Genomic DNA, 14,762 nt, shown 5'->3' with positions numbered 1-14,762 from the left:
GACTAGCCAAACTTACCTGTGACATAGTCTGAAGTTGATTTTTCTTTTGGATCTAAGAAAATTTTCTTAGTTTTATCATACTCAATGAGTTCGCCATTTAGGAAGAAAGCTGTTCTGTCAGAAATACGACTCGCTTGTTGCATGGAATGCGTCACGATTAGGATCGTATATTTTTCTTTCAAATCCAATAGCATCGCTTCTATTTTCCCAGCAGAAATCGGATCGAGTGCTGAGGTAGGCTCATCTAATAACAAGATTTTAGGGTTGACAGCTAAGACACGTGCAATACAGACACGTTGTTGTTGTCCACCAGAGAGGCCTAAGGCTGAACTATGTAGTTTATCCTTAACCTCATCCCAGATGTTGGCAGCTTTAAGTGATTCTTCCACCGCTTCATCTAAAACGGCCTTATCTTTAATGCCTTTAAGCCGTAAACCATAGATGACATTTTCATAAATAGAGAAAGGAAAGGGATTCGGTTGTTGGAAAACCATGCCAATCTCTTTTCTCAGTTCAACCATGTCAGTTTTCGAACTATAGATATCTTGCTCTTTATACATAATTTTGCCTGTCACTTTAGCAGATGAGACTAAATCATTCATTCGATTAATCGAGCGTACCAAGGTTGATTTCCCTGACCCTGATGGGCCAATCAAAGCAGTTATCTCTCCTGGATAAAAATCCATATTAATATTAAATAATGATTGTTTCTTGCCATAGAACAATGACAAATCTTTAACTTCTAAAATAGGTTCTGTCATATCATTTCCTTCATTTTTTGACGCCAACTCGCTACCATATTCAGCTACATATTCGTGACTTTTTAATGACATAATCATAGGCCTACGTCAAATCAACCACTAAATACCCAGTTACCCAAAATGTCCTGATACGTAATCACCAGTAGATTTTAGTTCGGGAAGCGTGAATACTTTTTTGGTTTTATCATACTCGATCAAATCTCCTGAGTAGAAGAAACCTGTGTAGTCGCTAGCCCTTGCTGCCTGTTGCATATTATGGGTCACGATAATGATGGTATAGTCTTTTTTCAAGGTCATCATCGTTTCTTCTAATTGCATGGTAGAGATAGGGTCAAGTGCTGATGCCGGTTCATCCATCAATAAGATATCTGGCTTAACCGCAATGGCACGTGCAATACACAGACGTTGTTGCTGACCACCAGATAGGGCTAAGGCCGACTTATTCAAATCATCCTTAACTTGATCCCACAATGCAGCTTGTCTCAGTGACGTCTCTACAGCTTCGTCTAAAACTTTTTTATCTTTAATCCCCTGACGCTCTAAAGCAAAGGTGATATTGCGATAAATTGATTTTGAAAATGGATTGGGTCTTTGGAAAACCATGCCGATGTGCTTGCGCATTTCATAGACATTAACATTTTGTTTATTAACGTCAACACCCTGGTAGTTAATCTCACCTGTTACTTTTGCAATCGGAATCGTATCATTCATCCGATTCAAACTCCGCAGATAAGTTGACTTACCAGAACCGGATGGGCCGATAAGCGCTGTAATCTTGTTTTTCTCAAACTTCATGTCGATGCCCTTGATTGACTCATTAGTCCCGTAGTAAACATGTAAGTCTTTTGTTTCAAGTGCTATTTCCTTGCCTGCAAGGTCAATGATGTGACGTTCTTGCCAGTCATAAGTTGCCATAGTATCTCTTTGTTCCTTTCTGTTTTAAGAGGATATCGATTAAGGTTTAGGTTTTATAGTAAAACTAATTCTGACAAATAGGGATCGGGTTAATAAAACCTAACTTACTCGTGCTAGCCTTATGATGCTGTCAACTTGCTATGAATTTTTTTGCCAATAAACCGTGCGCCAAAATTAAATAGGAGGACAAAGATGATGAGGACAGCACTTGCACCTGCAGAAACAGCTGCACCATCTGGTACTGTACCTTCTCCATTTACTTTCCAGATATGAACGGCCAATGTTTCAGCTTGTCGGAAAATAGAAATGGGTGAGCTGACAGACATAGGATTCCAGTTTGACCAGTTAAGGGCCGGAGCGGATTGACCTGCTGTATAGATCAGCGCAGCAGCTTCACCGAAGATACGGCCAGAAGATAAGACAACACCTGTAATGATCCCAGGTAGTGCTTCAGGCACGATAACGTGTAAAACAGTTTCCCAGCGTGATAAACCTAAGGCTAAGCCACCCTCACGTTGTGTGTGATGGACCGCTTTTAAAGACTCCTCTACATTACGTGTCATCAAAGGTAGATTAAAGACGGTTAAAGCAAGCGCCCCTGAAATGATTGAGAAGCCGTAACCTAGTTGGACAACAAAGATTAAGAAACCAAATAGCCCGACAACAACTGAAGGCAGTGAACTTAATATTTCAATCGCTGTTCTAACCAAGTTAGTTAACCAAGAATTTTGGTTAGCATACTCGGAAAGATAAATCCCAGCACCAAGTGATAGTGGAAAAGAGATGATCATCGTAATAATTAATAGAAAAATACTATTAAAGAGTTGAATACCGATACCACCGCCGACTTCATAAGCTTTAGACGGACTCGTCAAGAAATGCCAAGAAATATGGGGTAAGCCTCTAACTAAAATATAGAGTAGTAAAGAAGCAAGAATAACGACAATAATGCCTGATATAGCATAGAGGACATTTGTTGCAATTTTATCAACTTTCTTAGGGTTCATTATAATCTTCCTCTCTTAGCAATTGCGCGCATACCGATGTTAAATAGTAGTGACATCAGTAATAGAATAAGCGCTAACGACCATAAGACATTATTTTGAACTGTCCCCATGATGGTATTACCGATACCTTGTGTCAAAACTGATGTTAATGTTGATGCTGGAGATGTTAAGCTGGTAGGTAAAATCGCAGCATTACCAACCACCATCTGAATCGCTAAGGCTTCACCAAATGCTCTCGCCATCCCAAAGACAACTGCTGTTAAGATACCATGTGTTGCAGCGCGAAGTAAGACACGCGAGATCGTTTGCCATCTTGTTGCACCCAAACCAAGTGATGCTTCCTTGTAAAATCCAGGAACGGCGCGCAAGGCATCTACTGTCATCGATGTTACTGTTGGTAAAATCATGACAAATAGGACGAAGACCCCTGATAGTAGACCAAAACCAGTACCACCAAAAATACCTCGGATGACTGGCACAACGACTGTCAAACCAATAAACCCATAGACAACTGATGGGATACCGACAAGTAATTCGATAACTGGTTGTAGTAATTTGGCACCACGATTTGGTGAGATTTCAGTCATAAAGACTGCTGCACCGATTGCAAAGGGCGTTGCTAAAATCGCTGATAGCAATGTCACAATCAATGACCCTGCAATCATAGGTAAGGCTCCAACTAAAGGCTTACCATCCGGACCAAGTGCAGAAGGATTCCAGGACGTACCAAACAAAAATTTGAAAGGATTGATCTTGTCAACAAAGAAAGTCGATAGACCTTTTTGTGCAACAAAGAAGAAAATCATCGCAACGACAAAGACAATGAGGGCGATACAGAGAAAGGTAATTGTTTTGCCAAATTTTTCTAGTTGAGAGTTCTTTGATTTAGACAGTAACTTTTCTTGAATAGTTTGTTTTTCCATAAGGTTTCTATTTCTATTTGTAATGTTTCAGCATCTATTTGGCAAAGGCGTTGCGTCAGCACCATAAGACAAACTGGATTTATCAGCTATAAATCCAATCTGATTTTTAGGAGATACCGACTTCCTTTTAAAAACAGCTAAAACTCAGGTTATTTGTTTGTCACACGACCACTAGCATCTCGGTCAATTTTCATCTCATTAATGGAAATGTAACCCATTTTTTTAACAAGTGTTTTCTGTACAGTGTCAGACAAGACATCATCTATAAATGCCTTAGTCAAACTTTCTGGTTGGCCCTTGGTATACATGTGTTCATACGCCCAAATTGGCCATTTGTTGCTTGCAACATTAGCAGTCGTTGGGGCGTAGCCATCAAGTGATACTTTGGTTACAGACGTATCCACATTTGAGAAAGCGAGGTAACTAATGGCACCTGGTGTTTGCGCAACGATAGATTTAACCATACCAGACGAATCTTGTTCTTGTGAGTTCTTAGATTCTTTCCCGTTCATAATCCACCGCTCAAAAGTCGTCCGTGTTCCTGAACCACTTGCACGGTTGATCAAAACGATTTTCTGATTTTGACCACCAAGCGCCTGCCAGTTGCTAATTTCGCCTGTGAAAATTTGACGCAATTGATCTGTTGTTAGGGCTTTTATCCCAACATTTTTATTGACGATTGGCGTAATCCCAACAACTGCAACTTTATGATCCACTAATTTTTTAGCATCAATACCAGATTTTTCTTCGGCAAATAAATCAGAATTGCCGATTTGAACAGCACCAGACTGGACTTGTGACAAACCAGTTCCGGAACCACCACCTTGAACGTTGATAAATTTACCTGGGTTCTTTTGGGCAAATGTTTCAGCAGCAGACTCAACTAAAGGCTGCAAGGCACTAGAACCTACAGCCGTAATTGATTCCCCTTTTTCTATCCACTTGGCACAACCAGATCCTATGGCAACAAAAGCCAAGAGTGATACCAAAAGTAGTATTTTTTTCCTCATAATCCCTCCAAAATCATTCATTACTCCTATTTTAACATTTAAACGTCCCTTAAATGTAAATATTGTGTAAAAATTTTTACGGATTATAGGCCTTTAGTTACCCTAACTTTTATAAAAGAGATACCTGAGTTTAGCTTCTTTAGCAGACTTAGGTATCTCTTTTATGTCGCATCAATAGCTTGTTCAACAGTTAACTTTGATCAAAGGTTATCAATGACAGATTATTTAGTAGCTAATTATTTAACTTTACCATCTTGATCACGAGATACTTTCATATCATCGATTGCAAGGTAGCCAAGTTTTTCAAGTAATTTTTTATTGCTAGTGACTGCTTTAATGAATTTTTCTTGACCTTCAGTTGTATTTTCTTTTTGTGTATACATGTGCTCGTATGACCAGATTTTCCAATCATTTGTCGCCACATTTTTCTCAGTTGGTTTCACTTTGTCAATTTCAAGCGCTTTTACCGTATCCTTGATATTTGAGAAGGCAACATAGCTGATTGCACCTGGTGTTTGAGAGACCATTTGGACAACTGCTCCAGATGAATCTTGTTCGCTTGCTTTGACAACTTGCGTATTATCAAGGCCATATTTTTCGAAGTTAAAACGTGTACCAGATCCTTCAGCACGGTTAATGATTGTAATTTTTTGATCTTGTCCGCCAACTTCTTTCCAGTTTGTTACTTTGCCTGAGAAGATATCTTTGAGTTGTGCAGTTGTCAGACCATCAGTTTTAATGTCTTTATTAACAATTGGCGCAAACCCAACAACGGCTACTTTATGGTCTTTCACTTTAGTTGCCAAGTCTTTATTCTTTTCTTCAGCGAAGAGATCAGAGTTACCAATTTGGATAGCACCAGTTGATACTTGTGATAAACCAAGACCAGATCCGCCACCTTGTACAGTGATTTGTAAGTTTGTATTTTCTTGTGTAAAGCCTTCAACGTTAGCTTCAACCAATGGTTGCAATGCAGTTGAACCAGCGACAGTTATTTTTTCAGTCTTTGCTTCTGATGACTTTCCAGTAGCGTCAGATGATTTTTGACCACATGCTGCAAGAGCTAACAAAGATACGGCTGCTACTGTTACCAAAAGTGTTTTTTTCATAAAGTTTTCCTTATATGATACCTTATTTACTATACGCTTAAAGTATTTCCCTAAAATAATGCGAATACTTTTATATCAAGCGCTATAGCTGTTCAGTATGATTTGTTTTGCAGGCACAATTACCTTACAAAATAATTATACCGCTGAATCTTCAAATTACATGTAAAAGTTATGTGTATTTTATGTAAAAATAATGTAAAGAAAATAAAAAAACACGTCCTGCTATCGTGTTTTAGTTAAAATAGGTTAAGCGTCGTGCATCATTCTTCTCTTTAAAGATAGCGTTATGCGTAGACACAATCAGTTGTCTTTGTGCTGTCTCATCCAAATGGATTGCGACCTGTGCAGCTGCTTCAGCTCCTTCAGCTAGGCAGGCAGCAAGCATGTAATTTTTACCTGAATAGCCACCCAAATCCCCGACGACAAATAATCCTGGTATATCAGTTGTTGTATCTGGCTGATTCTGAATAAAGGCATGACCGTGTTGATCAACCGTTGCCAGCTCAAAATTGTCAAAAGTTATGGCACTTGCCTCACGCTTCATCCCTAGATGAACAAAGACATGCGAAACCAGCACCTCTTGACCATCAGACAAGGTAACGCTCGAGATAACGTGTTCATCAGCTTTAAAGCTCGTCAGTTCAGTATTAGTAAAGATGCTGACGTTATCCAAAAACTGCTCTGAGTTTGGCAGTTCAGATTTTTTAGTCACAAGGATGACTGATTTTGCCACGTTTTGTAAGAGGATGGCATAGTCTGAAATACTGTCAGGATTGCCATAGAGTAGGACTATTTGATTGGCATACGCTCTAAACTTAATCACGTCAACAACTAAGTAATGTAAATTTGAATAGCTATCTGATCCATCAATTTTCAGTTTTCTAGGCTGAATGATCCCGAGCGAGCTCGCCAAAATAACCGTCTTAGCATAAGTCGTCAGATTATCTTGTGTCGTTAAACTGAATCCCGTCTCTTCTTTTCTGATAGTCGCTACTTTTTGATCAAGGACGATTTCTGTCGGAAACTGCTTGGCACCAGCTATCAAATTAGCTGCGATATCACTTGCTAATTGACCTTGTGCGCCACCTAAATCCCAGATAAACTGTTCTTGATAAAGTGGTAGTCGACCGCCTAATGTTGCACTTGCTTCTATCAGTTTCACATTCAGCTGTCGCATCCCACATGAAAAACTGCTATAAAGGCCCGCTGGCCCACCACCGACAATGACAACATCGTACATTTCTTTGGTCATTTCATGCCCTCATTTCCTATTTTTTTGTGCTTACTTGCTTAATTCAGGATAAACTTGCTTAGCAAATGCATCAAAACCTGCTAGAGATTGGTAGCCATAACCAAACATGTAGTTATAGTTTAGGATATAGACTTTCTTATTTTTGATTGCTTTTAGATTTGATACCTTGTCACTCTTATATAGACCCTTAACTGTTTTTTCAGCATTATCCGTATCATCCCATTTAGGAATAATGATAATATCAGGATCAGATTCGATGATTTTTTCAAGGCTTACCGTACCTGTGGGCACATCATAGGCTTGTTTTAGTTTCAACATTTTAAAGAGACTGACTGAGAAGGTGTCCCCTGTTAAAGAATAGCCATTGATATCTGCAGGATCATTAGAATGAATATAGGCAAAGGTTTGCGTTTTTTTCACGGGTTTCAAGCGTTCTTTTAAATTAGCTTCCTGCGTTTTCAACTCACCTTTAAACTTGTCAGCTGCAGGCTTTACATCGAAAATCTTACCTAAATTATCAATATCGCCATAGATAGAATCAAAAGTGCCACCTGTAATCGATGTTTTCGTGATATAGGTCGGAATTTGCATCTCATTAAGCGATTCTACCGTCCCAACACCCCATTCAGATTTTTCAAACAGGCCACCACGACCAAATACAAAGTCTGGGTTAACTGATAAGGCGGTTTCTTGCGTGATATAGTTATTTCCTAAGTCTTTTAATTTATCAAATTCTTTTTCAACGCTAGTATCTTTTTCACCAAATACAGCACCCACACCGGCAATCGACTTCTCTAGACCAAGATGGAGGAGTAATTCAGCCATAGGTCTGGTATTGGCAACAACTTTTTTAGGCGCTTGTTTAAAAGTTTGGGTACTTTCTGGCCAGCTTGCATCACCAGTTGAACTATTGCCCACAACTTTCTTATAGTTCTTGATGGTTAGCGGGTAGGCTGTTTTTGCAGACTGGCTGGTATTTTCAGTCGTACTATCCGACTTTTTTTCACCACAGGCTGCTAGTGTAAGTGCTGATAAACCTAACATGGCTATAATCATCATTTTTTTCATCTTGTATTCTCCCTTTTACGATTCATTATCGTATTTCTTTGTCATTTTTTTATTCAGTCATTTTATAATGACTTATATTGAATAATGGAAACCGAGTTTCTTTGTGATCGGATTCTCATATATTTGGCATTTGACTTGAAAAATGTCAGTAATCAAGGATTCTGTGAGGACTTCCTCGGGTGTCCCTTGGGCAATCAGTTCCCCATCTTTTAAGGCATAGATATAGTCACAATAAGAGGCCGTCAACTCTAAATCATGTAAAGCGACAAAGGTTGTGATATTCAGATCCTTTACCGCAGTCAAAATCTCTAACTGATAGCGAATATCTAGATGGTTAGTCGGCTCATCTAAAATCATCACTTGCGGCTCTTGGGCAATGGTCCTAGCCAAGATGACACGTTGTTTTTCCCCACCCGAGAGTGAGATAAAACTCCTGTTTTTGTAGTTCATCAGATTCGTTCTTAGGAGTGCTTCTTGTACCCGTTGATGGTCATAGAGATTGTCAGACTCCATCATCTTTTTATGCGGCGTTCTACCTAATAAGACCATCTGCTCAACAGTCAGATCAAAATTTAACTCATTAAACTGCCCGACAACACCGAGATGTTTGGCTACCTCTTTCGTTGGTGATTTTAAGACATTTAAATCATCTAAAAAGATGGTTCCCTTTGTTGGTGAAATGCTTCTATAAATACTTTTTAGTAAGGTTGATTTACCAGACCCATTTGCCCCTATCAAACCTACGGTCTGCTTATCAGGAACTTTCAAGGTCACATTTTTGACAATCGTCTGATGCGCCACCTCTACCTCAATATTTTCAATCGTTAATTCCATCTCTAACTCCCAAAGCTATAGCCTTTTTTGACAATGATATAAATGAACAATGGTGCCCCAATCATCGCGGTGATAATCCCAATAGGCAACTCTACACTTTTAATCAAAACGCGAGAAATCAAATCTGCCCAAATCATGAATAAAGCGCCTGATACTGCTGTCATCGGTAAGGTCACTTTATGGTCACTACCAAATAAAGCGCGAACAATATGTGGAATGATCAAGCCGACAAAGCCAATCATACCAGAGTTTGCGACGATCAAGCCTGTGATTAATGCAGTTAAAGACATATATAATCTTCTATACTTAACAAGAGAAACACCCAGGGTAATTGCAGCCTCATCCCCTAACAGCATGACATTTAACACTCTTGATTGGGTCGTAAAAAAGATAAATACGGCGAGAACCGGTAGGATCACCATCCCTAACTTAGACCAACTAGCTGATGCTAGACTGCCCATCAACCAAAACTGAATCGTTTTAATCCCTTCTGAATTACCGGCTAAGTAAACGACGAGGTTGGATATAGCACCCAGTAGACTACTGATCACTGAGCCAGATAGGACCAGTTTGACACTGGTCATACGCCCACCGATACTAGACAGCAGTAACACTGATAGGGTAGCAATCATGGCACCTGCAAAGGCACCTAATCCGACACCAAACTGAGAAAAGATAGAGCTTGACCCAAAGCCAATCAAGATGGCAAAGGTGGCACCTAGTGATGAGCCAGATGATATCCCTAAGATATAGGGATCAGCCAGCGGATTTTGTACTACTGCCTGCATGACCATACCACATAAGGCAAGGCCCAGACCAACAAAGATTGCCAGACAAATCCTTGGCATTCTGATGAACCAAATAATATTAACAGATGAAACTGGTAAGTCTTTTATATCACCTATGGCGCCATGACTTATCTTATTGACCAAAATCTGTACGACATCCCAAAATGATATATCAGCTTGACCATGACTGACAGATACAATGATAGATAGGCCAATAATGATCAAAAAAAAGATGATCCATATCGCGATTGGGATGTTGCGTCTATTAGTTATGGCAAACATATCTCTCCTCAGTTCATAATCTGTATGATGTAACTATTTAAGTATAACCAATTTTCCAATAAATGTAAATAGTTTTTTACATTTACGAAGTCTTACATTGACAATTACAGCAAAAACTAGACAAAAAAACCACTAGTCAGTCACTACTAGTGGTTGTAAATCTCATTTGCACCTGTATATCGATTAGCGATTAAAGGCTTTTAATTGCTTGGCAATATCACGATTTTGTTCTTTACGTTTGATTGTTTCACGCTTGTCGTAATTTTTCTTACCTTTGGCAAGGCCCATCAAAACTTTTGCAAAGCCATCTTTAATGTAGACGCGTAAGGGTACAAAACTCATACCAGCCTGTGATATCTCTGCATCTATTTTGCTGATTTGCTTCTTATGTAATAAGAGTTTTCGACTTCTCGTTGGGTCAGCATTCCAAATATTACCTTCATCAAATGGCGAGATGTGCACATTACTGAGCCAGACTTCCCCATTTCGGACACGGGCAAAGCCATCACGGATGTTAATTCTTGCTCGTCTAACTGATTTGATTTCTGTACCAGTTAAGACGATTCCCGCCTCAAACGTTTCAATTATTTCATAATCATAGTGTGCTTTTTTATTTTGCGCCACAACATTATCCTGGATCACATTTTTCACCATCTATGGCCACTCCTTATTTTACTGTCATCTGTATAACTCATAAACGCTCTGATAAGAAAGATTAACCCTATGGCAGGTGTGCGCAACCTGTAGCAGCTTGCTTATTTCTTACCGTCAGATTTTCTACCTTGCTTATAAAAAGGTTTCTTATCTTTATTTTTCTTCCAGTCTGGACGTTTGTCCCGAGAATCACGTCCACCACGATCGCCTCTACTGCCTTTTTCAACAGCTTCTACAACATCTAACTCACTGTTAACATGTTCAAAGTCAATATCGCCGGTAATTTTATCTGATTTAATCAGTTTAACCTTAATCGGTTGACCCATACGGAAGACTTTTCCTGTCCGTTCGCCTTTGAGTGTTAAATCACGTTCATTGAAGTTATAGAAATCATCACCAAGCGTAGACATGTGAACGAGACCTTCGATCGTGTTAGGTAGGGATACGAAGAAGCCAAAACGCGTGATGGATGAGATCGTCACCTCATATTCAGTACCGACATAGCTTTCCATGTATTCCGCTTTTTTCATCGCTTCAACAGCACGTTCAGCATCTATTGCACGACGTTCACGTGATGATGTTTGTTGTGCCACTTCTGGAATAATCGCTTCAAAGTGGTCAATGACTTCACTTGTTGGTTTGCTCTCAGCACGAATTAACCGATGCACGAGTAAATCTGGATAACGTCGAATCGGTGATGTAAAATGTGTGTAGTATTCTGCAGCTAGGCCAAAATGGCCTAAGTTATCTTCATCATAACGTGCTTGTTGCATCGAACGTAATAACATCGTCGCAAGGACTAATTCACCAGGTTGACCTTTGATTTTCAACATGAAATCTTGTAGATCTTTAGAAGCCATCTTCTCTGGTGTCCCTTGTAGTGGGATACCAAAAACTGAAGCAAAATCAATGAAGCGTGTTAATTTATCTGCCTTTGGATGTTCGTGGACACGATAGATAAACGGTAACTCGCGTGTTGCAAAGCTTCTAGCGACTGTTTCATTGGCAATCAGCATAAACGACTCGATCATCATCTCAGCAATACCACGTTTGCGGACTAAGATATCGATTGGTTTACCTAATTTGTCAACAATGATCTTCGATTCTTGTGTATCAAAGTCGATAGACCCACGACGGGCTCTCATCGCTAATAGATTAGCATGCAGTTTAGCCATTTGCGTCACTGATTCAGAAATGTTAGCAAATTTTTCTAAAAATTCTGGGTTGCCTGCAATCATTTCATTGACATCAGAATAGGTCATACGTTCAGTTGTTTTGATGACAGATTGGGAAATTTTATAGTTGACCACATGGCCATCGGCGTTAATTTCCATGACACATGACTGTGTAAAACGGTTAACGCGTGGATTTAGTGAACAAATACCATTTGATAAACGCTCAGGTAGCATCGGTACGACACGGTCTGTCACATACGTTGATGTTCCACGATTTAAGGCTTCCTTATCAAGCGCTGAGCCTTCTGGTACATAGTAACTGACGTCAGCGATATGCACACCAAGCTCAATGTTGCCATTAGCCAAAGCTTTAATATGCACAGCATCATCTAGGTCCTTAGCATCTGCCCCATCGATCGTAAAGGTAATTTCATTACGGTAATCAACGCGATCGATAATATCTTTTTCAGCGATTTCTTCTGGTACAGCATTTGCTTCCGCAATCACATCCTCTGGAAATTCTGATGGAATGCCCATCGATTCAAGGACTTCTAATACATCAATCCCCGTATCCGTCGATTTACCGATAATCTCGACAACTAAGCCTTGTAAGACATCTGGGAAATCACGCTCAGGATAGTGGGTAATATCAACACGTACGATATCCCCAACTTCTGGATGCAAGCCTTTTTTAGAGATGTTTGTTCTAAAGGGAATTTTTTTGTTTTTATTGACAACATAGCCTAACAAAGAGCCGCTATCTTGTTTCTCTGCTTCATTAAAGGCATAAAATTCACCAACCAAGCCTGTCACTGCTCGTGTTTTGATGGCAACTACTTTACCTTCTGCTTCATTCCCTTTAAGCGGATTAGCAGGGGATGTGACCTTAACTTCTACCACATCTTCGTTCATGGCAAATTTTGTATTACCACGTTTTACGAATACATCTGGTTCATTTTCGCCAACTCTTACAAAGCCAAAGCCACGAGGATTGGCCGAAAAAGTGCCTTCAATTACTGCTGCTTCTGGTTGTGGTAGGGCGATGTTGCCGCCAGCAGTCACTTCGATTGCCTTACTTTCTTCTAGGTGGGCAATCGTCTTCAACAAATTTTTATAGGTTTCTGCATCATCTGCCAAGCCTAAATTCGTCGCCAACATTTTTGGTGAAATCGATTTTGATGGCATATTTGCCAAAAACTGTGTTACTTTTTGATTTAAATTCATATATACTTTCTATTTTTTAACTGATTATTTACTTAGGATGCTATACAAAAGCATAAAAAGCTGAGATAGATTATCCCAGCTTTTATTTAGGATAACCGCCTATCCACTTTTACCTTCAAAACGTGCTATAAACAGGATGATGCTAATGGCAATGCCCTAGACACTCCTATTATGCCTCACTAAACGTTATCAAGTAAAACTTGCGGCACCTGCTATCATCTGGTAGATAATACAACGAGTGCAAACCCAACGAGTAACCAAAGACCAATCATGACACCAGTAAAGCGTTGCATAACCGCTTCAAAACCACGTGCTTTTCTACGCTCAAATAATTCATCTCCACCACCAGTAAAGGCACTTGCTGCCGTGTCTTGCTTAGAGGGTTGAATCATAATCGCCACAATCAAGATCGCTGACAATACGAGCAAAACTGCGATTAAAATATCATAAATAACTTTTATCATCTTTTCCGACTTTCTACAGTATCTGTTTAGGTATGTTTCATTTGGTATACGGGATACCGTAAGGCTGCTTAAGCATATCTATAGCATGCACCAAAAGCATTTTTATAGACGGTCTAACAATTAATCTTAAAAACAACCATTGTCCTTTGATTATATCATAAAAATCAAAATTTTGCTAAATATAAGAAAAAGAACCTCTCGGTTCTTTTGAAAAATTAGGCATGATCAACGATATATTGATAAACACCTTGACCAGCAATCGCACCATCTCCAACAGCAGTAGTAATTTGACGCAAGTCTTTTTGACGAACATCACCTATAGCAAAGACGCCTGGTACTTTGGTTGCCATCTCGTGATCTGTTACGATCCAGCCAGCGTCATCTGTAATCCCTAAATCTTTAACCGTTTCAGTCATTGGATCAAGACCAACATAGATAAATAGGCCACCAAATGCTTGAGTCGTGATTTCACCTGTTTTCAGGTTTTTGATTTTAACGCCTGTAATTTTAATGTCATTGCCTAAAACTTCTTCAACAGCTGAATCCCAGATGAAAGAAATTTTATCATTTGCAAAGGCACGTTCTTGAATAATTTTTTGAGCACGTAGTTCGTCACGACGATGTAAAATCGTGACTGATTTACCAAATCGTGTTAAGAATAAAGCTTCTTCTACAGCTGAATCTCCACCACCGACAACTAAAATATCCTGGTCTCGGAAGAAAGCACCATCGCAGACAGCACAGTAAGAGACACCACGTGAGCCATAGGCCTCTTCACCAGGTACATCTAGATGACGATGGTTAGCACCTGTGGCGATGATGACTGTCTTGGCATCAAACTCGCCATCTTCTACCGTCACTTTTTTTGTGCCATCTGCATTAACAGTGACAGTTTGAACGATACCATAGGCATTCTCAACACCTAGTCCATCAAGTGGTTCATACATTTTCATGGACAAGTCCGGTCCCATGATAGACGTGAACCCTGGATAATTTTCGATTTCAGCGGTGTTGTTCATTTGCCCACCGGGCGCACCACGTTCTAGTAACAATACTTTAAGTTCGCTACGTGCAGCGTACATAGCTGCAGTCATGCCGCCAGGGCCAGCACCGATGACGATTGTATCATATAAACTCATTTCATTTCCTCGCTTTTTGTTTTACAGCTAATGAATTATATCATCAACTAAATAAAAGAATAGTTCCATTATAACTGAAACTATCTTTTTTTTCTTAAATAAGGCTTACCATCTTTTTTTGTCTTATATATGAGGGTTTTTAAGGTCGTAACTTGCT

Annotated in this window: 14 protein-coding genes; all 14 read right to left on the bottom strand. The window is 39.5% G+C overall.

Annotation, left to right across the window (positions count from 1 at the left end; all coding sequences use genetic code 11):
- Window positions 1–2: 2 nt before the first annotated feature.
- The 14 genes from pstB (RU86_RS01210) to trxB all read right to left on the bottom strand — a co-directional run bounded on the left by pstB (RU86_RS01210) (window position 3) and on the right by trxB (window position 14,605).
- The gene (gene pstB / locus RU86_RS01210; protein WP_047915834.1) at window positions 3–761 is read right to left on the bottom strand and encodes a phosphate ABC transporter ATP-binding protein PstB; all 759 of its coding nucleotides are present in this window, start codon (window positions 759–761) and stop codon (window positions 3–5) included.
- Between the two features lie 111 nt (window positions 762–872).
- Window positions 873–1,676, bottom strand: coding sequence for a phosphate ABC transporter ATP-binding protein PstB (pstB, locus tag RU86_RS01205; protein ID WP_047915835.1), 804 nt, complete (start codon window positions 1,674–1,676; stop codon window positions 873–875).
- Between the two features lie 119 nt (window positions 1,677–1,795).
- Window positions 1,796–2,683, bottom strand: a complete 888-nt coding sequence (gene pstA, locus RU86_RS01200; protein WP_096813653.1) for a phosphate ABC transporter permease PstA — start codon at window positions 2,681–2,683, stop codon at window positions 1,796–1,798.
- Window positions 2,683–3,606: a phosphate ABC transporter permease subunit PstC gene (gene pstC / locus RU86_RS01195; RefSeq protein WP_096813652.1), complete on the bottom strand. Its 924-nt coding sequence runs from the start codon at window positions 3,604–3,606 to the stop codon at window positions 2,683–2,685. The genes pstA and pstC overlap by 1 nt, the downstream gene beginning before the upstream one ends.
- 149 nt (window positions 3,607–3,755) lie before the next feature.
- On the bottom strand, window positions 3,756–4,616 hold the full coding sequence (locus RU86_RS01190; protein WP_096813767.1) for a phosphate ABC transporter substrate-binding protein PstS family protein: 861 nt from the start codon (window positions 4,614–4,616) through the stop codon (window positions 3,756–3,758).
- A 236-nt stretch (window positions 4,617–4,852) separates the two neighbouring features.
- Complete coding sequence (locus tag RU86_RS01185; protein ID WP_096813651.1) at window positions 4,853–5,725, bottom strand: phosphate ABC transporter substrate-binding protein; 873 nt, start codon at window positions 5,723–5,725, stop codon at window positions 4,853–4,855.
- Between the two features lie 232 nt (window positions 5,726–5,957).
- Window positions 5,958–6,977: an NAD(P)/FAD-dependent oxidoreductase gene (locus RU86_RS01180; RefSeq protein ID WP_096813650.1), complete on the bottom strand. Its 1,020-nt coding sequence runs from the start codon at window positions 6,975–6,977 to the stop codon at window positions 5,958–5,960.
- 30 nt (window positions 6,978–7,007) lie between these two features.
- Window positions 7,008–8,045 carry an ABC transporter substrate-binding protein gene (locus RU86_RS01175; protein WP_096813649.1) on the bottom strand — a complete coding sequence of 346 codons (1,038 nt, stop codon included), beginning with the start codon at window positions 8,043–8,045 and terminating at the stop codon, window positions 7,008–7,010.
- A 72-nt stretch (window positions 8,046–8,117) separates the two neighbouring features.
- Window positions 8,118–8,879 (bottom strand): ABC transporter ATP-binding protein, encoded by a 762-nt coding sequence (locus tag RU86_RS01170; RefSeq protein ID WP_096813648.1) that lies wholly within the window; start codon window positions 8,877–8,879, stop codon window positions 8,118–8,120.
- Window positions 8,880–8,881: 2 nt separating this feature from the next.
- On the bottom strand, window positions 8,882–9,949 hold the full coding sequence (locus RU86_RS01165; protein ID WP_096813647.1) for a FecCD family ABC transporter permease: 1,068 nt from the start codon (window positions 9,947–9,949) through the stop codon (window positions 8,882–8,884).
- Between the two features lie 183 nt (window positions 9,950–10,132).
- Complete coding sequence (smpB, locus tag RU86_RS01160; RefSeq protein ID WP_047915843.1) at window positions 10,133–10,603, bottom strand: SsrA-binding protein SmpB; 471 nt, start codon at window positions 10,601–10,603, stop codon at window positions 10,133–10,135.
- Between the two features lie 101 nt (window positions 10,604–10,704).
- Window positions 10,705–13,002: a ribonuclease R gene (gene rnr / locus RU86_RS01155; RefSeq protein ID WP_096813646.1), complete on the bottom strand. Its 2,298-nt coding sequence runs from the start codon at window positions 13,000–13,002 to the stop codon at window positions 10,705–10,707.
- A gap of 215 nt (window positions 13,003–13,217) precedes the next feature.
- A complete protein-coding gene (gene secG, locus RU86_RS01150; RefSeq protein ID WP_079506756.1) occupies window positions 13,218–13,466 on the bottom strand; it encodes a preprotein translocase subunit SecG in 249 nt (82 codons plus the stop codon).
- 215 nt (window positions 13,467–13,681) lie between these two features.
- Window positions 13,682–14,605, bottom strand: a complete 924-nt coding sequence (trxB, locus tag RU86_RS01145; protein ID WP_096813645.1) for a thioredoxin-disulfide reductase — start codon at window positions 14,603–14,605, stop codon at window positions 13,682–13,684.
- Between the last annotated feature and the right edge of the window lie 157 nt (window positions 14,606–14,762).

The sequence above is a fragment of the Pseudolactococcus piscium genome (assembly GCF_002441695.1).
Classification (GTDB): domain Bacteria; phylum Bacillota; class Bacilli; order Lactobacillales; family Streptococcaceae; genus Pseudolactococcus; species Pseudolactococcus piscium.
This window is presented reverse-complemented; position numbering and strand designations above follow the sequence as displayed.